The sequence below is a fragment of the Rhodopirellula baltica SH 1 genome (assembly GCF_000196115.1).
GTDB lineage: Bacteria > Planctomycetota > Planctomycetia > Pirellulales > Pirellulaceae > Rhodopirellula > Rhodopirellula baltica.
Genome location: NC_005027.1, coordinates 5,284,609 through 5,305,660, shown reverse-complemented (window position 1 = coordinate 5,305,660; position 21,052 = coordinate 5,284,609). Strand labels below are relative to the sequence as shown.

The following is a 21,052-nucleotide window of genomic DNA, read 5'->3' as shown; positions in this document are numbered from 1 at the left end:
CGAAGCCTCAACCCTGCGAGTCGTTGTCGACGCCGAAGTTTTCCTTGTCTTCTTCCAGCACCGCTTTCAACCGGCGAACCGCACGCAAGTAACGCATGCTGGCGGCGGGGGGATTCAGGTTGAGAACTTCGGCGATTTCGAGGTTCGAAAGGTGTTCGTAATGCCGCATCAGGATGACTTCGCGATCACCTTCGTCGAGCTTCTGAATGGCCGCTTCGACCTGCGTGGCAATTTCACGCTGGGTCGCGACCGCAGCGGGAGTCATCGCTGGGTCACACAACTGAATCGCGAGATCGACGGACGATTCATCCACGCGTCCGCCGCCGGCAATCGGTTGCTCGCGGTCCATGTTGCGTTTGGCGCTGACACGGTGGCGACGGTAGGTGTCAATGATGTGATCCCAGGCGATTTGCCGGAGCCACAAATGGAAAGCCATCACGGGATCGTCGAGGTACTTTTGAAGACGCCCGCTGGCTTCGACCAAGACTTCTTGAACGACATCGCTGACGTCCACGCGTCGCTGGACTTTTCGATCCAAACGGACCTCCACCAGTCGACGGATTGGGCCGCGGTGTCGGTCTAGCAGTTGGTTGACGGCTTCGGTGTCGCCCTGGCGTGCTGCTTGGATCAGCACTTCAGTGTTGTCGCCCGATGGCCATAAGGATTTGGTCATGTTCACGCTCCAGTCACATGGTAGCGTGTTGGAAATAGGGCAATCGTCCCTGGCTCACTTCCATTCGCGAATTTGAATGTTCTTGAACCAAACTTTCATCGCGGGGCCTTGGTGCAATTGCAACGCGATGACCCCCGAGTCGGCTTTTTTGCCCGGTTGTTGGTCGACCAAACGGATCATCAGGGTTTCGTTGATGAACTGTTCCAAGTGGTTGTCACGCACCAAAATGCGGTAGTCATTCCATTCGCCCAGATGGATGCTGTTAGCGAGCTCCTCGGCGGTCGCGAATTGTTCGGTCGTCTTTTCGCCGGTCGCCCAAATCGTGGTTTGTTGTCCGCGGGTGGCCAAAATTCCGCGGCCTTTTTCTTCGTACAGGATCCCCGCGAAACGATTGGTCGCATCGATGTCGGCTTGATATCCACCGACGATGAATTTCTCTTCGTCGAGGACTTTGCTGCGATACTGGATGCCCGAGTTGCCGCCAATCATTTTGAATTGCAGCGTCAGCTCAAAGCTGCCTTTGACCGGGCGATCGAGAATCAAAAACGTGTTTTGCTTGATCGGTGCTTCGTCGGTGGTTTGCCCATGAATGGCTCCGTCGTCGACCGACCAAAGGTCCTCACGTCCACGCCAGCCATCAAGCGTTTTGCCATCGAACAAGGTGACGGTTTTGGCACCCTGCATGGTCTTGGCCAGGACAGCCTTTTCGCTGTCTTGGGCGTTGGCGGGTGAAGCCGCGAAGGTGGCGGCGAGAGTCAGGAAGCAAAGAACGCGGTTCACGGTTGAGCTCATGAGGTGGGGCCGGGAAGTTGTGTTTCGGGCAGGAGAATGCCGGGACGGGCAGTTTAACCGGAGGAATCTATGGATGTGGGGCATCGGGAAAAATCCCGTGGCAACCAAACGGCACCCGCACTCAAGAATCTTCGCCCAGGTTGAACAGGTGTCGCAACGCCTCCAGCAGGCCTCGCGAGTGCCCGTCCGCCGCGTCGTCTCGCAGCGAGGCCATCGGCGGATGGAGCAGTTTGTTGGTCAGGCGATCGAAGGACTTTTCGATCTCTTTTTGCATGGCCGTGTCGGTGGAGCCATTGAGTTTTCCAAACAGCCGCTGCAGCTCTTCTGCTTTGACTTTGTCAGCCCGTTCTCGAAGCCGGCGAATGACCGGTCCGGTCGCACGTTGTTGCAGCGACTGAAAGAAGCCATCGACTTCTTCGTCGATGATTTTCTTCGCCTTCGGCCACTGCTTTTCTCGTTCGCGGCGATTGCGATTGCATGCAGCTTGCAGGTCATCGATCTGGTACAGATAGACGCCGGGTTCGTCGCCGATGACCGGATCGAAATCTCGCGGAACGGCCAAGTCGAGGACCAACATGATGCGGCCACCTCGTTTGGCATTCAGAGCCGCGAAAGTGGATGCGTCGACGATCGGTTCTTCCGCCGAAGTGGTACCGATTAGCAAATCCGCTTGCACAATCTGGTCGTGCAGGCTGTCCATTGATTCAGCGTCGGCACCAAATTCGTCGGCCAGCTTTTGTGCTCGATCGAGACTTCGATTGACGACGCATAGATTGTTCGCACCGCCGTTTTTCAGATAGCGAAGCGTTTCTTCGGCCATCTCACCGGCACCGCAGAGCACCACGCGTTTGCCCTGCAGGCGGTTGAATACCTCGGGAACAACTTCGCCGATCGCAACACTGGGAACGCTCAACCGGCGACGGTGAATGCTGGTTTCAGTTTGGACGCGTTTGGCGGTTCGGTTGGCAGCTTGGAATACGCCGTGAGTGATTGGGCCGGTGCGATCGGCATCGTTGGCCAAGTCATAGGACTGTTTGACCTGCGATAGGATCTGGGCTTCGCCGACGACCATGCTGTCCAAACTGGCCGCGACCAAGAACAAGTGTTCGACGGCTTCGCGGCCTTCCCGAATGATCATGTGGTTGGCGACGAAGTCACGCGATTGGTTAAGGCAGTCGGCGACCAAGTCAATCAAATCGTCGGATTGCAGGGAAGCCGGATTGCTGCCCGCCCCGTACAACTCAACCCGGTTGCAGGTGCTCAGAAGAACCAGTTCGGCATCGGCGAATCGTTGGCCAAACAGTTCGAAGGTGCGATTAATTTCATTCTCGGTGAACGACAACTGCTCGCGAATTTCAACGGCAGCGTCGTGATGGCTGCACCCGATCATCTTCAGGGTCATGACTGGCCTCGCGGCGTTGTCATTCCCGGTGCCACTTCGTTTTCGGGCAACTCGATTTCTGAGTCGATGTTTTGGATTGGCGTTTCGGCGGGTGCGTCGGATTGGTCGGCACCGTGAGAACTGGATAGCACACCGGTCATGGCGAGTGCCAAAAATCCAAAGCTGGCCAGAGTTAAGTAAGCAACTTTGCGGCCGCGGCTGGCGGGAGCGTAGAAGTACTCGACCAGCGTGGCTGATACCAACCACAGAAACAGCACGCCGGAAAGAATGATTCCGCCGTCGGTCCATGGGATCACACCCAAACGGTTCCAGTTCATGACGACACCGGAAACCAGGCCCAGCCCGACGGCTGCGGTGCTGATGATCAAGCAACTTCGGTTGAGGTTTTGAAGGGTTTCCAAGGTTGGTAAACGGAGCGATGAGCCAGCCTGCTTGCGTTTCAAACGCCATGATTGGACCAAATACATGGCTCCGGCCAAAAAACCGATCAGAACGGCAGCGGAACCCAGCATCATGGATGCACCGTGCACGCCTCGCCAAACCTCGACGGCTTCGCTGCGTTCAAATGCGGGCATGTGACTGACCGCTCGCGAAAGCGCGATCATGGCGAGAATTGCCGGCAGGAAGAACAGTCCGATGATCGTGTCCGGCCGTCTGAGATAGAACGCGAAAAAGGCGATTGCCAATCCCAACGCGACCATCAGCGACCAATCGGTCCAAGTTGCCAGACGCCCGACGTTGGCTTCATTGGCAATCGACGCGGCTCGTAATGTCAGATAGGTGACGTGGGTGAAAATACCCAAACCCATCATCACGACCACGGCCAGACCGCGACCCGGGACACGGCCCAGAAAGCGCAACGCTTCTAAAACCAGCACCACGAGGTAGCTGGCCGAGAAACACGTGACCGAAATTTGACGCAAAAGATCCATCATGGCTTTATCGTACACCGACCTGAAAAATTGTCAGCCTGGAAGGGATCGCTCACCAGGGTTGTTCAGAGAATGCTTGGATTTGAAGCCCACCTTCGACACTCATTCGCACCCGGATCGCTCCTTCTCGCGATGTCACGTGCACGCCTCCCCCCGCCGCGGACAGCATTTCGGTGACTTCGGGTTTTGCCGCACGTTGTCCACCGCTGACGATTGTTTCCAATGGTCGGGCCCACTGCAGGACCGCCTCGGCATCCATTTGCAAACTGCCATGATGAGGTGCCATCATCACCCCGCCGGGTGGCGGTCGAGGCGTGTTGGTCAGCACCGCGGTTCCCGGCGGTTCCAAATCGCCCGGCAACAGCAACGCACGATTTCCTGAATCGATCCTCAACACCAGCGAATTTGCATTGTCGTTGGCTTCGATTCGTTCTTTGGGCGGGTGCAGCACCGTGACTCGATCTAGCCAACTGGGTCCGGTATGTCGAACACGCTTGCCCCGGTGAACTTCCAAAACCGGAATCTCGTGCTGGCGGATCGCCTCCGAAGCCTGAGCCAGCGCAAAACCGTCGCCTTCAAAGAAACCGGGCGGAACAACGATCACGCCGATCGAAAACCGTTTGGCCAGACCCGGCAATGCGTTGAAGTGATCCGTATCAGCGTGCGAAAGAAAAATCCCATCGATGTGCGTCGCTCCTAATGCCCACAATGCATCCTCGATGTTCCGGCTGGTCGCGTTGGCGTTGCCCATCCAGCCGCAATCATAAAGCCACACCTCCTTCTCGTCGGGACGCACGATTGTTGCGGTCCCGTGTCCTACATCGACGAAGGTGGCTTCCAACGTTTGATCAGGAAGTTCCGCTAGGTAGGTTGCCAACCCGTAGGCGATCCCGATCCAACTGACCAGCAAACCGGCTTCGATTACAAGACGACGAATTCCTTGGGAGGTCACCATCGGCCGAATCGCAGCCCACGCAATCAAGCCGAGATAGAAGACGACGATCCAAATCGTCGGCGGCGACGGCAACCAAAAGTGACCGCCGGGCAAGGTCGCCGCTGAATCGATCATCCACTGCATGATCGAAAGCAACTTGCCGCAAACCCCACCGGGAATCCACGCCAGGGATGGCAACCACCAACCTGCCAAGATTGTCATCACACCGGCGGACAACGCGAGAGCCATCAATGGTGAAAGCATGACGTTGACGATCACGCTGATTGGCGAGACCACATGGAACTGTGACCAAACCAACGGCAGAGCCATGAGGGTGACCGCGCCGCTGTACCACAGCACTCGTCCCGTCCATGAAAGGCAAAACGAGAACAGCCGTCGCCACGCGGTTTGAGATTGGCGAGCCAACTCATCAAAGCGTTCTTCCACGCGAATCGTTTCTGCCGCGGGTGTCAGTGCACTGGAGAAGGGACGTCCGCACATCAACAAGGTAGCGACGGCCAAAAAAGACAACTGGACGCCGATGCCGAAAATCTCCGCCGGCATCCAAATCATCAAGATGATCGCTGCCAAGGACAACGAATTGAGCGGGTGATGTGGACGAGCCAGGAGTCGGGCGAGGATCACTGTCGACATCAGGATCGCGGCTCGTGTGACCGGCGGGCGAGCACCCGTGATGGCGACATAAAACAGCATCACGATCACAATCAATGTGACCGACCCGGCGATTGGCAGACGCAACAAACCTGCCACCGCACCGGTCAACAAAACGATGATTCCTAGGTGCAGTCCGCTGACCGACAACAGGTGCGCGGTGCCGGTGACCAGCAAACGTTCATTGGTCGGACGATCAAGGAAATCTCGTTGACCGAGCGTTAGGGCCAACGCGAGTCCACGTTGCGAAGGTTCGATTTGGTTCAAAATCGTGTCTCGAGCCGAGGCGGCGCGATCGGCCAACCACCGCTGAAGAGCATTGTCCCACGGCAATGCACCATCGGTGACTTCGCCAGCTGTTAGCAATTGAACTTGGTCGGCCGAGCCCACTCGCATGCGCGCGTGAATGTTCTGCCGACGTGCTGCGATTCTCTGATCGGTTTCACCCGGGTTGCTCGGTGGTGGAATCGCGGCGATTCGACCGTACAGTTCAACCGGATCGCCCGGTCGCAAGTCCTCTCGTTCCGCATCAACCATCACCATCACTCGGCCGGTGAATGGAACTTGCCGAGTGCCACGTCGCATCGTGACCACGCGAACAATCAATCGAGTTTGATACTGCACATCGGATACAACGGCTTTGTCGGATCGAGCACCATCGAGCCCGGAGGTTCTCGCAACGGTGTTCTCCAGAGCATCCCTTTGCAAACGAACTGGTTCATCGACAACTGCGACCATGACTGTCGGCTCTTCCTCGTAGGTCAGTACTTCGCGGATGGTCGCCGAAGCGTATTGCCATTCATCCAGTGCGTGTCTCCCCGCAAATGCGAATAGAAGAAACCCGAACCAGCACGCTGTTCTAAATCGAGAATGAAATTTAAGGCGAGACCGCGAGTGGGCACGCGCGATTTCGGAACGGGCTGGCGTGGCTGCGAACCATGCCAGGACCCAGGCAACCACCATCGCGATCATCGCCCCGAACCAGACCCGCGGGGATTGAGGCCAAACATGGTTGAGAGTCAGCCCAGCCAGTCCGGTGGCGGCAAACATCGTCAACGGCTGTCGACTGGGGAGTTCCGTGAGGTGCCGAGTCGAGAGACTGCCTTGCCGCATTCTGAAGTCAAATCCGAAAGAAAAGATGCCGCGGTGAATCGCAGGCCGCATAACCCGTACATCCGGCACGGTTTCGCGGTGTTTCAGTTTGCCTGGTCGGCAAACTCACTGGAATGCTCAGCCCGAACCTAACCCGCGTGCTACTCATTGTACGGCCAAGAACTCTCGGTCACACGCTTCTAGATCTTTGAGGGATCGGACTGAATGTCCACTTCCCGACTTCGCACTGTTTCTTATTGCACGAGGAAACCCATGCCAACGACTGCCAAATCATCGCCAAAAACTTCCGCCGCCAACCGCTCCAAGGGTAAGAACGTTGGTGAAGAAGTGGTGACCATCGATCGTCGTCGTAGCGAACGTCGCGATGGCAACGCCGATGCGAGCGATGCAGGCATGATGGACCAGCCTCGTCGAAAGAAACAACGTCGTCGTCACATTGATCCAACGACGTGCGAACGCGACTACAGCGACCAAGAAGTCGAGTTCATGAAAGCGATGGACGACTACAAGCGTGACTCCGGCCGAATGTTCCCGACCTGCAGCGAAGTCTTGGAAGTCCTGCGGTCGCTCAACTACGTGAAGCTGTCCGATGAGCAATTTGAAGAGTTGGGCCTGAACGACGCTCCCGAAGGCGAAGAAAGCTGGAGCGATGAGGAAGCCGACGAGCTAGCCGAAGTTTGATCCCAACCGATTCGTATCGATCATTCGATTTCAGGGGTGTCCATTCAAGTGGACGCCCCTGTTTTCGTAGACTCAGCACTCGATGTGGGCATCCAAATTTCGCCGCGACCATCAATCAGTTGGTCACCGCGACAGACGTCCAGTGATTGCAGGAAGTCGGGCGTCATCCATTTCGCATCGCAGTTTCGACTCAACAGAGCCAAGAAAGCTGAACGCAGCGGAATGGGCGTCGAGAATCGACGTTCGTCGAGCGTCGGTGGCTGGCCAAAGATCAATGTCCCTCGCCGCATTCCATAGGCGATCGTTGGCCCGCAAGTTCCGGCCACGCCAATCGTGCCGGCAACCATCCAAGTTGCCAGACGCGTTCCAACGTTACCAGCAATCCAGATTTCGCCACGACGCATCCGATGGCCCGCATCATCACCGGCGGATCCTTCGACAATCATTTGGCCGCCATTCATTCCAACATTGCGGGAACCGATTGGCGAACCCAGGTAATTGCCCGCATTGCCACACACCACAATGCGTCCACCCGACATGCAACTGCCCGCGTGGTCACCAACGTTGGACTCGCAAAGGATCTCGCCCAGCTTGTGTTGGAATCCGATTCCCGAAACACGTTGCATGCAGCCATCAAAAACCAGCCGGGGCAATGACGCCTTGGATTGCACGGAGACTTCAAAAAGATCGCCGATCGCCATCGGGCCAGATCGAGATTGCAACTCGAAGCGTTCTATTTCAAGAGTTGAAAGTTGGATCCATTCATCCAGTCGGATTCGCGACGCGTCCAGCGACGAGGGCAACTCGGATCGAGGACGCAGTGTGATTTGATTCATCGTTCGGCACCTGAATCGGAGGCCGATGATGCGTCAGCAAGCAATTCGTGCAGCTTGAAATGATGTCGGCCAAGCTTGCCGCCATAGTTACCCGCCGAGACGCTTAGTAACCCTTCGGAAGCACCCGCTTCGCATGCGGCAGTGATGCCAACTCGCATGGATTCTGCGATCTCATCAAACGACAATCCGTCAATCACCACTTCGATCGCCGCATTGGCCTCGGAAGGCAATTCTGATGGCGTGACTTCTCGCAAGGTCGGGCAGAACGAGTCGTTGGTCGACGCAAACAATGCGGCGTATTTCGATCCAACTTTGGATCCGCTACGAGTTGTTCCGCCGGGGAACGGAGTGATGATGCCAGGTAATTCTCGCATCGCATCAATCGCGGCACGACTGGCAATGGTGACGGACTGCATGGTTCGTCCGACCAAGATGAAGTTACCACCTCCTATCGCGTCAACTCGACCGACGTCGTGCTGGCAAACGAATTCGCCATCCATCACGGGAATTCGCCAGTAACGCACGGGGCGGGACCTTCCATCCGCATCCAAGTGCTGTATTTGTTTGCTGATTTGGTTCCCGTCACCAAAGTATCGCAGGGACTTTCCGATCGGAACGCGTTTGGGATGCACCTCGCGACCACCTGGGATGCCGCCGTACAAAGCGGTTGTGGGACAAGTCAAAACGCACTGACCAGCACGCCGGGGAATTTGCTTTTCCAGATCTTTGCCCGACATTCCGAACGCCAATATCGCGACGCCTGGGCGGCCGTCGGGTGTCTGCTCGGGCGACAGTGTTTGTTCGACCGCGATTTCAAGCCCACAAGCGATGACACTGGTTCCGAACCCGCACATTGCCCTCGCGGATTCATCGCACCAACGCCGATCATCCGCGGTCACGATCAGCCGGGTGGCCTTCATGTCAAAGGCTTCGGCAAAGGTGTCTTTGATCGAGACGCAGGCAATCGACAATGATTTGGGAGTCGCGGCGGGATCAGCCATCTTGATTCTCCGGCCACGTTGTTTCGACCAAGCGCGTGCCGATCACATCGTCCATCTCACCTTTGGAAATCTGCAATCTGTCCATCGCGAAGGTTCCCGTCCGAGCATGCATATCTCGGAACTTGGGGACGTAAGTGGGATCGACTTCGACCGAGGCGACCAGCGTGCTGTCTCTTCGCGCGGCGGTCGCGGTCTCTACGTTTTGACCTCGTGAACGAATCCGAACGCCCTGTTTGAATACATCTCGCGGAGTACGGAACATGGTTTCGATGTTGGCGTTTTCTTCGTACACGACCACATCGGCCACGCATCCCGGTTGCAATCGACCTCGATCAGATAGTCCCAGAATCGATGCGGGGGCGGACCGAGTCATCACGGCGATGTCGTCGAGCGAATATTCGCGATCGATGCCGGCGAGTGAGCTGGCGGCTGCCGCGTCGGAATGAATTTCGGAGAGCGCTGTTTCTCGCAGCGAGCGATCGGTGAGCAAGGCGATCAGGTGCGGGTAAGCCGTGAAAGGACCACCGTTGGGATGGTCGGTCGTCAGGAAAACTCGTGACGGGTTGTCGACCATCAAGAACAACTCCAATCCGATCGCCCATTGCAAACTGTGCACAAATTCGCGACGTGCGTATTTGAATGGAACCACGCCGCAGCCAGCTTCGCATTCGATGTCCAGCAACACTGACTTGCGAGGTTTCGCGAGGTTGCGATTGTCGAATTGATGCATTGCGTCCGCACTGATCGTGACGGTTTGGCCAAACTGAATTTGTCCAACGTCCAATGTCACATTGGGGTTGGCTTTCAGAGCATCGGCCAACTTCGCCGCCGAAGATGAAAACTTGTAGGGGCCTTCCGTTCCATAGCTGTGGAACTGAGCGTGGGTCAGATGGATGGGATAGCCATCGGCGGCTCGAATCGTCGCCAGCGTCGAATCGATATTGCCGGGCACACCCAAGTTACTGCAATGAACATGCAACGGATGTCGCAATCCAATTTCGGAAACCGCTCTGCACAGCACGCGAATGATTTGGCCGGGAGTGATCCCGTATTTCGGATGTTGGGTGTCCACATCCATTTCGCGTTCGTTGAATTTGAATGCGTTGATGCCGCCTGGGTTCACGACCTTGACCGCGATGCAGCGAGTCGCTTGAACCATCCAAGCCACATAAGCATTGATGACTTCTTGTGGTTCATCGTCGGCGATCAGTCGAAGCAACACGTCATCGTTGCCGAGCAAGCAGTATCCGCCGGTATCAAGTCCGCGAATGTCGGCCATCTCCGCGTGTGCGGATCGTGCGTTGCAGGGAATCACAGCGGGCTCAAAGCATGTCGTGTAGCCCATGTCCAAGTAACGCGACGCCGTCACCGATGCTGACGGAAGAAACTCGCATGAGGCTGCGTCTTCTCCGTTGACGCGTGTGGCTTCTCGCCAGGGTGGCATTTGGTCGCCCAACAACATGCGAGCCAAGGTGATTTTGCCTCCGCCGATGTGCGTGTGCAAATCGATGCCACCCGCCATGGTGATGCATCCACTGCCATCAATCGTTTGATCGGCGACGGTTCCTTTTTCAGGAGCCTTGATGAGATAACCATCTCTCCACCAAAGATCCGCGATCGTTCCGCCCGGTTTGGCTCCAGGAGCCGACGGATCGATCAGCCGGCTTCCTTGAAGAACAGTGAGCATGGTGAAAAACAAACGCGGGAAGTGGCGAGCGGATGGCGAAGGCTGCCAGAAATGAATGTTCGGCGGGGAATATACGCGAATTCCGATGTCCCTGGTACGATGCTCCCCCTGAACCTTGTGATCCATGTTTCGCCATGGAGCGGTCCATTGCAGTCACGGTTGGCCTTCATCGACCATTTATTCTCGTCCTCATCCTCCTCGATCCAGTCTACTTGCGTGTCCCATGAGTGAATTGATTATCAGCGTCAGCGGTCTTCGCGGCATCTTGGGTGAAACCCTGACACCCGAAGTCGCCGTGCGTTTCGCAGCCGCGTTTTCGGCATCAATGCCCGAAGGAAAAATTGTGGTCGGACGCGACGGACGCACAACGGGACCGATGCTTCGCAGTGCCATCGTTTCCGCACTGACCGCATCGGGACGCGACGTGATCGACGCGGATGTCGCCGCGACTCCCACCATCGGCGTGCTGGTTCGCGAATTGGGAGCTGTCGGTGCCATCGCGATTTCGGCCAGTCACAACCCACCGGAATACAACGGCATCAAGTTGTTTGGCGGCGACGGCCGAGTCCTTGACGCTGAATCGGGAGCCAAAATTCGCGACGCCTACTTTGCTGGAACGAACCAATGGGCGACGTACGACAAAATTGGTCAGGTGGACTCGATCGAAGATCCCCATGCAGCTCACCTTGAAAAAGTGCTGGCGACGGTCGACGTCGATGCGATCAAGGCCAAGCAATTTCGTGTGCTGATCGACAGCAACCACGGTGCGGGTGGATTGCTCGGTGTGCGATTGCTCGAAGCGTTGGGGTGCACCGTCGAAGCGATGGGCCACGAGCCGACAGGGAAATTCGCTCACACGCCCGAGCCGACGGCTGAGAATCTGCAGGGGATTTCTGCAGATGTGACCGGTCGCAAGTGCGTCGTTGGCTTTTGCCAAGATCCCGACGCGGATCGGTTGGCTCTGATTGACGAAACAGGCCGCTACATCGGCGAAGAATGCACGTTGGCGTTGTGCGTTAGGCAAGCGATGGAGACCGGTCGTAGGTCGGGCCCAATTGTGATCAACGGAGCGACCAGTTCCATGAGTACCTTGATCGCAAAACAGCATGGCGTCGAGACATTTCGCAGTGCGGTGGGTGAGGCCAACGTGTGTGATTTGATGATTGCGAAGAAGGCGGCTTATGGTGGCGAAGGCAACGGGGGACCGATCGATCCGGCGGTGGGCTACGTTCGCGATAGCTTTGTTGGCATGGCTCAAACGTTGGCGCTCTTGGCACGAACCGGGAAACCGCTCAGCGAGTTGGCCGATGAGTTGCCGCAGCTCAGCATTCACAAAAGCAAAGCGGGTGTTTCCGCTGTACAATTGCCGGCTGTCTTCGACAAGTTGGAAGCCAAGTTCACCGACGCGGAAGCGACACGTGGTGACGGGATGCGATTGCAATGGTCGGATCGTTGGTTGTTGGTTCGCGGCAGCAACACCGAACCGATTGTTCGGATGATCGCCGAAGCACCCACCGCGGACGAGGCCGCTTCTTTGTGCGACCAAGCCTCCGAGTTGTTGGGTTAACTCGCCGTAGGCCAGGGTCCCACCTGGCGATGCTGGCGGGCCGTTACCTGATCGAACTTGCGAGGGTTGGTTTGATTGACGCCTCGCTTTGTTCCAAAGCATCGGCTGGGATGCCATGTGAGACATGGCCTACTTGGTGCACAAACGCCGTAGCCGGATTCGCCAAGAATTCGGAATGCAACAAGACGTTTGAATCCGGATTCTTGACGAATCCGGCTACGTTCAGATTGATGTTGGAACTTATGTCACGGTGGCGATGATGGTCCACACACCCGTGATCAACATCGCAATGCCCGACAACCACAGCATGGCGTCCCAAAGCTTGCCGGGACGCAGTCCATCGACGGAGCGTTTGTAGCGAAACCAAATCGCGGCACCGGCGATCATTGGCAACACCACACCTTGGGTGACTCCGCTGATCAAAACCAATTTCGCCGGTGAAGGAAATGCGAGGTAAAACACCAGGCTCATGATTGGGAAAAACGCACCAAGACCACGCACCCATTTGTCTCTCGTCGCTTGGCTGTCGTCGATCCATCCGATTACCCGCAGGGCATCGGAGAACACACGTGCGTGCCCGGCACAGGCGACGAAGAAGGTGCTGTACAGCACCGCGATCGCACCAAACAAAAACAGTGCGGCGGCCCAGTTCGAAAAGACGGGCACGTACATCACCGCCAACGTCCGCACCAAATCGGACTTCTCAGGATTCAGTCCGACACGGTGCAATACGGCGGCACCGAGCAAATAAAACGCGATGGTGGCAAACGTGTAAACCAGCATGGATCCCCAAGCGTCGACCTGCATCACTCGCATCCATCCCGCTGCCCGTTCACGCCACTCGGGTGTGCCATCGTCTTTGCCGGTGAACTTCGCATAGCCTTTTTCGAGGCACCAATACGGATAAGCGACCAACTCACCGGCTCCCACACCGATGATGCCAAACGTTGCCAGCGCAGTCGCGAGCGCGGTGCTGCCGTTGGCCGAGGAGGGCAGAGCACCTTTCAGTCCGGAAAAGAATTCTTCCGTTGTAACGCGGTAATCGACTTCGCCCTGCAACAAGAACAAGTTGATCAGCGTGAGCAACGTGAACGATCCGACCAATACGGTGCTGAACGTTTGAATCAATCCATACCGACCGACGAACAATAGGACGCTTGTTGCAATGGTGATGATGGTCGCCCAGAGTTTGATGTCCGGCGGTTCATTTTTTCCGTGTTCCAGTTCATGAGTGACTCGCATTGCGACCACCTCGGTTTCTCGGGCGTCGAGTTCTTTGAGACGCTGGGGAGTTGAAGCGTTGGATTCAGGATCGTTGGAACCATCCGTGGCGGTGCCGTCATCGGACGAGACGGATTCGGATCGGGCCGCATATCGTTCGAACGTCAGTAGTTGTTCCGCGTCGGCGACACGATTTTCTGAAACGCCTTGTGCGGTGGCCGGTATCGTGAGCGCTACTGCTTGTCCGACGCTGCCGACGATCCCGCCCTGTTGTCCGATGCTGGCCAGCCACATGACCGCCCAAGCCCAAACCAACCAATTGCCGTGGCGACCCAGTCTCGGGCCGGGCAATTCGTTGAAACCTTGCAGCGACGTTTTTCCACTGATCAATGTGTAACGCCCCATTTCGACTTGGGTGAACACTTTGACCACGCAACCCAGCAGGATCAACCAAAGCAATGTGAAGCCAGCTTCGGCACCGGTTTTGGTCGTTGCGATCAGTTCGCCGCTGCCCACAATCGATCCGGCGATGATCAATCCAGGCCCAATGTTGGTAAGAATTCGCCACCAATGCGTCGGCGGATCTCGGCGTCCAGATTCAGATGATTTCAAAACGTGCTCGCGATCGACAACAGAGGTGGGATGAAGTGGCGAAAGCTTGATATAGTAGCACCACCATGCCACGCGATGAAAACCAACTCGATGCTGAAAATCAGCGAGCGCTCGACACCACCATTGGTGTTGTGACGCCGGAGAACATTGCGTTTGAGTATCAGTTGGCAGGGCCGTTTCGGCGGTTGCCGGCTTACATCATTGATGTGTTGGTGCGAGTCGCCGTGATTGGCGCAATCATCTTGTTCTTGCTGTTGTTCATCGGTTTGTCCGGTTTGCGAGAACTCGGTGCGTTCGCGATTGCCGCTGGGATCATCAGTTACTTTTTGATCAGTTGGTTCTACGGCGCGGCCTTGGAAGCCTGGTTCAACGGTCGGACCGTTGGGAAATGGGCCTGCGGCGTTCGAGTGATCGATGTCGATGGGTGTCCGATCAATGGCAAACGGGCCGTGCTGCGGAATTTGCTGCGGATCGCGGATCTGGCTCCCGTCGCGGCATTGAGCAGTATCGACGAGAACATTCCACCGACGTTTTTGATTCCGACCGGGATGGTGGGATTGATCTGCGTGATCAGCACGCGGCGAATGCAGCGACTCGGCGACATCGCCAGTGGCACCATGGTCATCATCGATGAAAAGACATGGCAATTGCCCGTCGCCAAGATCGATGACCCGCGGGTCGCTCCGTTGGCCACATTCATCCCCGGCGACTATGCAATTTCGCGAAGCATGGCGAGGACATTGGCGGTCTATGCCGAGCGTCGGCACTACCTGACGCCAGCTCGACGTCGCGAAATTGCTCGGCACCTGACGCTGCCGCTGATCGATCGGTTCGAATTTCGGCCTGACATCGACGCAGACTTGCTGATGATCGCATTGTACTACAAGACGTTTTTGGCCGAACGAAACGCCGAGCCCGCCGATTTAGGGCCGCTGGCCGGGTACAGTCCCCTGGTTCGCGACATGGCCGCTCAGGCGTCGAACGCCTGAGAACGGCGCCCAATTGCCGAGTTTCACGCGGCGGAGGGTTCACCTTGCGATGCCGCCGACATTTTCGGTATCGTCGCGCGTTGATAATGCCACCGAGACCGCATTTGTGGCACCGACGACCCGCGACAAGAGCAAGGACGCGATTGTGGCTCCACAACCTCAACTGAATCACGGCACGTCGGTTCCGACGTTGACCCCGCTGTCGCCGCTGGACCAAATCCGTTTGGTCCGCGAAACGATGCTGCGAGAAGCCGAAGCCATTCAAAAGGCGGCCGCGATCGCATCCGCCGATGCCGCGGAAGCCGCCGCTTGGATCAGCCGCTGCGAAGGTTCGATCGTTTTGACCGGGGTCGGTAAAGCAGGTTTAATCGCTCAAAAGTTGGTCGCGACGTTGGCCAGCACCGGATCGCCGGCTCATTTTCTGCATCCGATCGAGGCCGTTCACGGAGATCTCGGACGCGTTCAATCCAAAGACTTGGTGATCGCTTTTTCCAATTCCGGCCGCAGCGAAGAAGTTGTTCGCGTGGTCGAGTACTTGAAACACCAAGCTTGCGGCATCATCGCCGTGACCGCCGATCGAGAAAATCCGCTGGCCGAATTGGCGGATCACGTGGTCCCGATCGGTCGTCATCGCGAAGCCTGTCCCGACGGATTGGCTCCCACTAGTTCGACGTCGGTGATGTTGGCCGTTGGAGATGCCATTGCCGTTTTGGCATCACGTTTGTGCGGATTCACGCCCAACGACTTTGCTCGGTTCCATCCCGGTGGAGCACTGGGTAGAAAGCTGACCGATGTGCGGCAAGCCATGCGGCCGTTGGCAGAATGCCGTCTCGCACCCCAAACGATTTCGATTCGCGAAGCGATGATGATCGGCGGCGCGGGCCGTCGAAGCGGTGCAATCTTGTTGCTCGATGAAAGCGAACGACTGGCCGGCATTTTCACCGACAGCGATCTGGCTCGGTTGCTGCAACACCGTCAAGAAACCAGCTTGGATGAACCGATCGAATTGTTCATGACCAAGCAACCGATCTGCATCGCGGACGACGAGCGTTTGCCGCGAGCGGTCGAGATTCTATCGCAACGAAAGATCAGTGAACTGCCTGTCGTTGATTCCGATCATCGTCCCATCGGAATGATTGACATCACGGACTTGGTGGCAACCGGCGATGTTCGCCAGACAGTGTCATCCAGCCAAGGTTCCATCCAATCCAACCCAGACGACTCATCCGGTGAAGATGGGCCTCGTTGTATTCCCATCACCTCTGGAGACTGAATTGTCCTCCCGCCATCCCATGATTTCGGATCGTGACATCGCCGGCAAAATCAAATGCATTTTGACGGACGTCGATGGCGTCTTGAGTGACGGGAAACTGTACTACGACTCCACCGGCGCCGAGACAAAGACATTTCATGTTCGCGACGGGTATGGCATCAAAGCCTGGATGAACGCGGGATTGCATTTTGGAATCATCACGGCCCGGCACAGCGATGCGTTGACTCGCCGAGCCAAGGAGTTGGGCATCGAGCATGTTGTGCAGAGTTCTGCCGACAAGTGGCAATCAGCGACCGACATGATGGCGGCGATGAAGGTCACCCCAGACGAGGTTTGCTACATCGGCGACGACGTGCCGGATATCACGGTGATGTGCCGAGTTGGACTGGCTGCGGCCCCCGACGACGCGTCGATTGATGCACGCGAGGCAGCTCACTGGATCACGCGATTGCCAGGCGGATCAGGTGCGGTTCGCGAATTGATTGAACGCTTGATGCGTGCCGGGAAAAATTGGCCGACTCTTTCGAAAGATCCTCCATGCTGACGCAGTTGCGCGACTATTTAGTCGGCCTGTGCATTTTGTCGGTGTCGGCCGGTCTCTATCAAGTCACTGTGGCAGCGTGGTTGACGCCGCCCGAAATCGTCGCTGCGCCCGTTGCTCCACCAAAGGTCAGTACCGGTGATGCCAATCTGGACGATCTTTTCGCGGACACGGACTGGCAACGCGGGCCGACGATTCGTTTGAAAACCGACGACGGGATGTTGTTGTGCAAAGAATGCACGCAGGTCGACGGTCAAACATGGACATTGAAACCGATCACGATCGTGATTGGACGTGGATTGAACGAAGACGGTTCCAAAGAACCCATTTTGATCTCGGCATCAGAGGGCGCGTCGATCAAGTTCGATGCACCGTTGGATGTGATGAGTGGTGAAGCCCCATCGATCGAACGCGGGCAACTGCGAGGCGACGTGGTGATCCAGCGATCGACCCAACCCACCACCAACGCGGTTGGACTCGACGCATCAGCCTATCAAGTGCGAGGAATCTCCGCCGAGCCGCCTGATCCGAAGGACACGACGGATTCCGTTCTGCATATTCGTACATCCAATGTCGGTATCGATCGTCGAACGATTTGGACGAACGATCCGATTCACATGCAGGTTGGACGAGCCACCATGATTGGGCGAGTGCTGACGTTGCACTTGGCCGCTTCCGCATCTTCGGCGGGAAATTCCAGCGATGTGACCGACACGTTGGACCGGATGGAATTGGTCTACTTGCAAAAGCTTTCGCTGCCGCTGGATGACCCGAACGATCCATCGCAGGATGATCCCAAAGGCGTCGTCGAAGTCCGCTGCGGCAACATGATTCAGTACGATTTTGCCCTGGATCAGTTGAGTATGAATCAAGACGTGGAGCTGATGCGTTTGCCAGCCTCTGCAGCCGCTACCACCAATCAAATCTCGCCGCCGCGAGAAGATTGGATCGATCGCTTTCGGTGTGATTCGCTGGTCATGACGCTTCGCGATCCGTTGAATTCCAAACTGCGTCGTGATGACGCGATGGACTGGATTGATCGCGTCGAAGCAACCGGATCGCCCGTCCAAATGGACATCCGATCTCAGTCCTTCGGGATGACGGCAGGGCGAATCTTGTTTGATCCGGTCGAAGGTTGGCTGATTGCGGACCCTGTCTCGGCCGCTGATGTCGCGGTAGCGATGCAGCCCAATAATGCGTCGGCCAATGATCCCAATCGAGACTATGTGCGATTGCAACGTGGTGATCTGGAGGGCTTCCTTTCGCAGATTCGCTACCGGTTCAATCCTGCCGAACCGAAACAACTGGGAACGATTACCGTCGAAGGCAGTGGACGTGTCTTTCACCACGCTGCGGATTCCGCCATGCGATCATTCGCCTGGCAAGACGGTTTGCAAATTGAACCGCAGGGCATCGCGACTCCTGATCAGCTGCAGGTTGATTTTTCTGTTTGGTGCGAAGGGCAGTTGCACGCAATGCTAGCCGATGGCGGCTCCTTTTTGGCCGATCGAGTCGAAGGCATTTTGCGACCTGAGCCCAACAACAAACCCAAACGTATCGGCCGTTCCGACGATTCCGATGGTTCGTTGAACCAGAAATGGTTGCCGGAAAGTCTGGCTGCGATCGGCAACGTTCAGATCAATTCGTCGACGTTGCAAGCACGCACGAACCGAATGCACCTTTTCTTTCAACATGAAAAAGAAGCCGCTCCAACAAAAGCGGGCCAGAGCGGTGACGACCCGATCCGAAATTGGGTGCGTCAGCCCGATGCGAGTGAGTCCGCGGTTGGCGAAAATCCAAACCCGACCGCGTCGCAGCCCGCAACGATTCGCGGCGATATGGTGGCCGCAACCTTGACGATGGGCGACGGAGAATTGACCGCGACCGACCTGAGTGTCACCGGCGGCGTGGAAGTCACACATCCGATGAAAACCCGAGCTGCGAAAACCGCTGCATCGGGGCGTCCGAATCAAGTGCCCGCCATCATGTTGGCAACTTTGACCGGTGAGAAGCTTCGTTTTCGCGATGGTGGTGCTGGTGATGTGATGGAAGTGACCGGTACGAACAGCGTTCCAGCACGTCTTCAGATGGGCGACGGTTACTTTATCGGTCCTCAAATTCAAATTCGTCCGGAAGACAACTTTGTTTGGGTCAATGATGCGGGGCAATTTGTGTTGCCTTCACATATGCTTCCTTCGCTTTCGGTCGCCTCACGCAATCCATCACAATCCACCGCACGTTGGTCCAGGCCACCGCGTTGTCGCTTTGGTGGTTCGATGACTTTCGACGGCAATGTCGCGACGTTGGCGGGCGGAGTTGTGTTGGACACGGTCATCACGCAAAACGAATCGACCAATGAGATTCAAATGCGAGGGGATCAACTGAAGTGGACGCTGACTGATGCGATCCATTTGCGAACACCTGATAGCTTCAAGAAAACCGGCATCGCCGAAATTGCACTCGTGCAAACGGGATCGCAACCGGTGGAATTGACCGTGGACCAGTTCGCTCGCGATGGCGTCCACGAATCTCGACACCATTTGCAAACGTCTCGCTTGGCTTGGGTGCCGGGCGTCGAGCCCAACCCAGCGGTTCAGAACGCGGCTGGTGCGGCTCCTGTTTCGACCAGCAATGGCGCATCGGGGATGATCATCGCACCGGGACCGGGTTCCTACCGAGCTTGGGTGCGGAACGCCAAAGGCGGCAATTTGTTGACCACGAACTTGTCGGCTGGTTCGAATCCAAACGACCAGCGGTCGGCCGCATCGAATTCGCGATCTTCTGCTTGGAATCCAGAGATGATCGAGGATCAGAACGCATCTCGAGCCGCCGGTGATGCTCAGGAGCCGACCATCATGGGAGTTCACCTGATCTTCCAGGAATCGATGCAGGGTGATTTGCTAGCCAAGACGCTGACGTTCCGGCGAGGCGTTCGCGTGGCTCAGCAAACCCTGCCCGATTTCGAAACTCGAATGGACGCCAGCCGAATGGATTTGTTGTCAGAAGGCGAATCCACTATCGATTGCGACATTCTGAGAATGGCGATCGACCCCAGTGTGCCATTTCGCCAACGCACCATGGGCGTGACCACCACCGCCTGGGAGATCGAAGCTTCCGGTGGCGTGTTGTTCCGGACTCGTACCGACAAATCGGCCGTCACTGTTACGGCGGACCGTTGCGGGTATGCCGCAGCGAAGGACCTCTTTACCGTGTTTGGTGCTCCGACGCGTCCGGCTCGATTGCTCCAGACAACGGCACTTGGCCAGCCGGGGCTGAATCTGGAAGTCGGTCACGCGACGATTCGACTGAAAACGATGGAGATCCTCTCGATGCAAGTCCACAGGATCTTGCCGGGGGAAATCTCTTCGCTCAACAATCGACCGACGCAGCGATAGTCGCCGGATAAACGACACAACTGGCACGAAGATTGCGTTGTTGGCTGTCATTCGCCGCAATCAATCGATTCGAGGATCGCTTGTCCGTCGCGGACGCGAATTGAACCGCAGAGTTGTAAAGTCGATTTTGAACGGGTCGATTCACCGCGTTCTCCGAGCCATCCCATCCGAGGGAAACGAAGTCATGAGCCAATTATTGGAAGCAACCCAATCTGAGTGTCAGGTCAGTCGGATGTTGCAACGCATCGAAAGTGTGTTACTAGAACACGAGGCATTGAGCCCTTATGCAAGCGACGTCGATGTCTCGGTGTACGAGTCGACCATCGTTCTGGAAGGCACCTTGCCAACGGCAGAGTTGCAGCAACAGTTGGTCCCCTCCATTCGCCAAGCCGGAGTGCTTTGGAGGATCAAGAACAACGTCGCCGTAGAAGCGACCGCAACAAAGCTTTAGTCGGTCGGACTTTGAGAGCCAAACAACAGTCTTCCAATGCATTAGCTGTTTTGGTGTTCGCCACAGTGCCGGCGTACACTTTGGGTGGGCAAAGAAAAGGGGAGGGGATCTTTTTGGGTTGCCTTGACCTAGCGATTGATGGTCAGGTTCGCGCCGTTGACTGTGTTTTTTGGGGTGCGAATGGAAGCAGCCTTAGATTGCGAGGCATCTCGCGGTTAACAATCAGTCGGGTGTCGGACTTCCGAATATGAATAGACCCCCGTCCCAATAGTGTTCGGCC

16 protein-coding genes are annotated in these 21,052 nt (G+C 56.6%); 7 read left to right on the top strand and 9 right to left on the bottom strand.

What is annotated here, in order from left to right; genetic code table 11:
• Positions 1–7: 7 nt before the first annotated feature.
• From RB_RS20200 to RB_RS20180, 5 genes are all read right to left on the bottom strand, one after another.
• Positions 8–673, bottom strand: coding sequence for a sigma-70 family RNA polymerase sigma factor (locus RB_RS20200; protein ID WP_164922279.1), 666 nt, complete (start codon positions 671–673; stop codon positions 8–10).
• A gap of 54 nt (positions 674–727) precedes the next feature.
• Positions 728–1,453 carry a 3-keto-disaccharide hydrolase gene (locus RB_RS20195; protein WP_007334461.1) on the bottom strand — a complete coding sequence of 242 codons (726 nt, stop codon included), beginning with the start codon at positions 1,451–1,453 and terminating at the stop codon, positions 728–730.
• A gap of 133 nt (positions 1,454–1,586) precedes the next feature.
• Positions 1,587–2,867 (bottom strand): glutamyl-tRNA reductase, encoded by a 1,281-nt coding sequence (hemA, locus tag RB_RS20190; RefSeq protein WP_007334460.1) that lies wholly within the window; start codon positions 2,865–2,867, stop codon positions 1,587–1,589.
• Positions 2,864–3,802: a cytochrome c biogenesis protein CcsA gene (ccsA, locus tag RB_RS20185; RefSeq protein WP_164922278.1), complete on the bottom strand. Its 939-nt coding sequence runs from the start codon at positions 3,800–3,802 to the stop codon at positions 2,864–2,866. Before ccsA ends, hemA begins: the two co-directional genes overlap by 4 nt.
• Positions 3,803–3,851: 49 nt before the next feature.
• Positions 3,852–6,569 carry a ComEC/Rec2 family competence protein gene (locus RB_RS20180; RefSeq protein ID WP_164922277.1) on the bottom strand — a complete coding sequence of 906 codons (2,718 nt, stop codon included), beginning with the start codon at positions 6,567–6,569 and terminating at the stop codon, positions 3,852–3,854.
• 201 nt (positions 6,570–6,770) lie between these two features.
• Here RB_RS20180 and RB_RS20175 point away from each other — a divergent pair, with 201 nt between their 5' ends.
• Entirely contained in the window at positions 6,771–7,199 is a 429-nt protein-coding gene (locus tag RB_RS20175; RefSeq protein WP_037201511.1) for a hypothetical protein, read from the top strand.
• 44 nt (positions 7,200–7,243) lie between these two features.
• Here the strand turns inward: RB_RS20175 and RB_RS20170 are convergent, their stop codons facing one another.
• From RB_RS20170 to RB_RS20160, 3 genes are read right to left on the bottom strand one after another with little or no spacing between them, the layout of a single operon-like run.
• A complete protein-coding gene (locus RB_RS20170) occupies positions 7,244–8,035 on the bottom strand; it encodes a formylmethanofuran dehydrogenase subunit C (protein WP_011122493.1) in 792 nt (263 codons plus the stop codon).
• Entirely contained in the window at positions 8,032–9,036 is a 1,005-nt protein-coding gene (gene fhcD / locus RB_RS20165; RefSeq protein WP_007334456.1) for a formylmethanofuran--tetrahydromethanopterin N-formyltransferase, read from the bottom strand. Before fhcD ends, RB_RS20170 begins: the two co-directional genes overlap by 4 nt.
• Positions 9,029–10,723 (bottom strand): formylmethanofuran dehydrogenase subunit A, encoded by a 1,695-nt coding sequence (locus RB_RS20160; protein ID WP_164922276.1) that lies wholly within the window; start codon positions 10,721–10,723, stop codon positions 9,029–9,031. Before RB_RS20160 ends, fhcD begins: the two co-directional genes overlap by 8 nt.
• A 223-nt stretch (positions 10,724–10,946) precedes the next feature.
• Between RB_RS20160 and glmM the strand changes: the two genes are divergently transcribed.
• Positions 10,947–12,290, top strand: a complete 1,344-nt coding sequence (gene glmM / locus RB_RS20155) for a phosphoglucosamine mutase (protein ID WP_164922275.1) — start codon at positions 10,947–10,949, stop codon at positions 12,288–12,290.
• Positions 12,291–12,530: 240 nt separating this feature from the next.
• Here glmM and RB_RS20150 read toward each other — a convergent pair whose 3' ends face one another.
• Positions 12,531–14,195: an Nramp family divalent metal transporter gene (locus tag RB_RS20150; RefSeq protein ID WP_011122489.1), complete on the bottom strand. Its 1,665-nt coding sequence runs from the start codon at positions 14,193–14,195 to the stop codon at positions 12,531–12,533.
• Between RB_RS20150 and RB_RS20145 the strand changes: the two genes are divergently transcribed.
• The 5 genes from RB_RS20145 to RB_RS28185 all read left to right on the top strand — a co-directional run bounded on the left by RB_RS20145 (position 14,189) and on the right by RB_RS28185 (position 20,772).
• Positions 14,189–15,112: an RDD family protein gene (locus tag RB_RS20145; protein ID WP_164922274.1), complete on the top strand. Its 924-nt coding sequence runs from the start codon at positions 14,189–14,191 to the stop codon at positions 15,110–15,112. The genes RB_RS20150 and RB_RS20145 overlap by 7 nt on opposite strands.
• Positions 15,113–15,218: 106 nt before the next feature.
• Positions 15,219–16,385: a KpsF/GutQ family sugar-phosphate isomerase gene (locus RB_RS20140; RefSeq protein WP_164922273.1), complete on the top strand. Its 1,167-nt coding sequence runs from the start codon at positions 15,219–15,221 to the stop codon at positions 16,383–16,385.
• 19 nt (positions 16,386–16,404) lie between these two features.
• Positions 16,405–16,929, top strand: a complete 525-nt coding sequence (locus RB_RS20135; RefSeq protein ID WP_164922959.1) for a KdsC family phosphatase — start codon at positions 16,405–16,407, stop codon at positions 16,927–16,929.
• The gene (locus RB_RS20130; RefSeq protein WP_164922272.1) at positions 16,923–20,321 is read left to right on the top strand and encodes a hypothetical protein; all 3,399 of its coding nucleotides are present in this window, start codon (positions 16,923–16,925) and stop codon (positions 20,319–20,321) included. The genes RB_RS20135 and RB_RS20130 overlap by 7 nt, the downstream gene beginning before the upstream one ends.
• A gap of 184 nt (positions 20,322–20,505) precedes the next feature.
• Entirely contained in the window at positions 20,506–20,772 is a 267-nt protein-coding gene (locus tag RB_RS28185) for a hypothetical protein (RefSeq protein WP_231845829.1), read from the top strand.
• Positions 20,773–21,052 lie beyond the last annotated feature (280 nt).

Excerpts from the sequence above, each read along its gene's own strand:
- RB_RS20200 (WP_164922279.1), bottom strand. The coding sequence starts at position 673 with ATGACCAAATCCTTATGGCCATCGGGCGACAACACTGAAGTGCTGATC.
- hemA (WP_007334460.1), bottom strand. The coding sequence starts at position 2,867 with ATGACCCTGAAGATGATCGGGTGCAGCCATCACGACGCTGCCGTTGAA.
- ccsA (WP_164922278.1), bottom strand. The coding sequence starts at position 3,802 with ATGATGGATCTTTTGCGTCAAATTTCGGTCACGTGTTTCTCGGCCAGC.
- RB_RS20180 (WP_164922277.1), bottom strand. The coding sequence starts at position 6,569 with ATGCGGCCTGCGATTCACCGCGGCATCTTTTCTTTCGGATTTGACTTC.
- RB_RS20175 (WP_037201511.1), top strand. The coding sequence starts at position 6,771 with ATGCCAACGACTGCCAAATCATCGCCAAAAACTTCCGCCGCCAACCGC.
- RB_RS20170 (WP_011122493.1), bottom strand. The coding sequence starts at position 8,035 with ATGAATCAAATCACACTGCGTCCTCGATCCGAGTTGCCCTCGTCGCTG.
- fhcD (WP_007334456.1), bottom strand. The coding sequence starts at position 9,036 with ATGGCTGATCCCGCCGCGACTCCCAAATCATTGTCGATTGCCTGCGTC.
- RB_RS20160 (WP_164922276.1), bottom strand. The coding sequence starts at position 10,723 with ATGCTCACTGTTCTTCAAGGAAGCCGGCTGATCGATCCGTCGGCTCCT.
- glmM (WP_164922275.1), top strand. The coding sequence starts at position 10,947 with ATGAGTGAATTGATTATCAGCGTCAGCGGTCTTCGCGGCATCTTGGGT.
- RB_RS20145 (WP_164922274.1), top strand. The coding sequence starts at position 14,189 with ATGCCACGCGATGAAAACCAACTCGATGCTGAAAATCAGCGAGCGCTC.
- RB_RS20135 (WP_164922959.1), top strand. The coding sequence starts at position 16,405 with ATGATTTCGGATCGTGACATCGCCGGCAAAATCAAATGCATTTTGACG.
- RB_RS20130 (WP_164922272.1), top strand. The coding sequence starts at position 16,923 with ATGCTGACGCAGTTGCGCGACTATTTAGTCGGCCTGTGCATTTTGTCG.
- RB_RS28185 (WP_231845829.1), top strand. The coding sequence starts at position 20,506 with ATGAGCCAATTATTGGAAGCAACCCAATCTGAGTGTCAGGTCAGTCGG.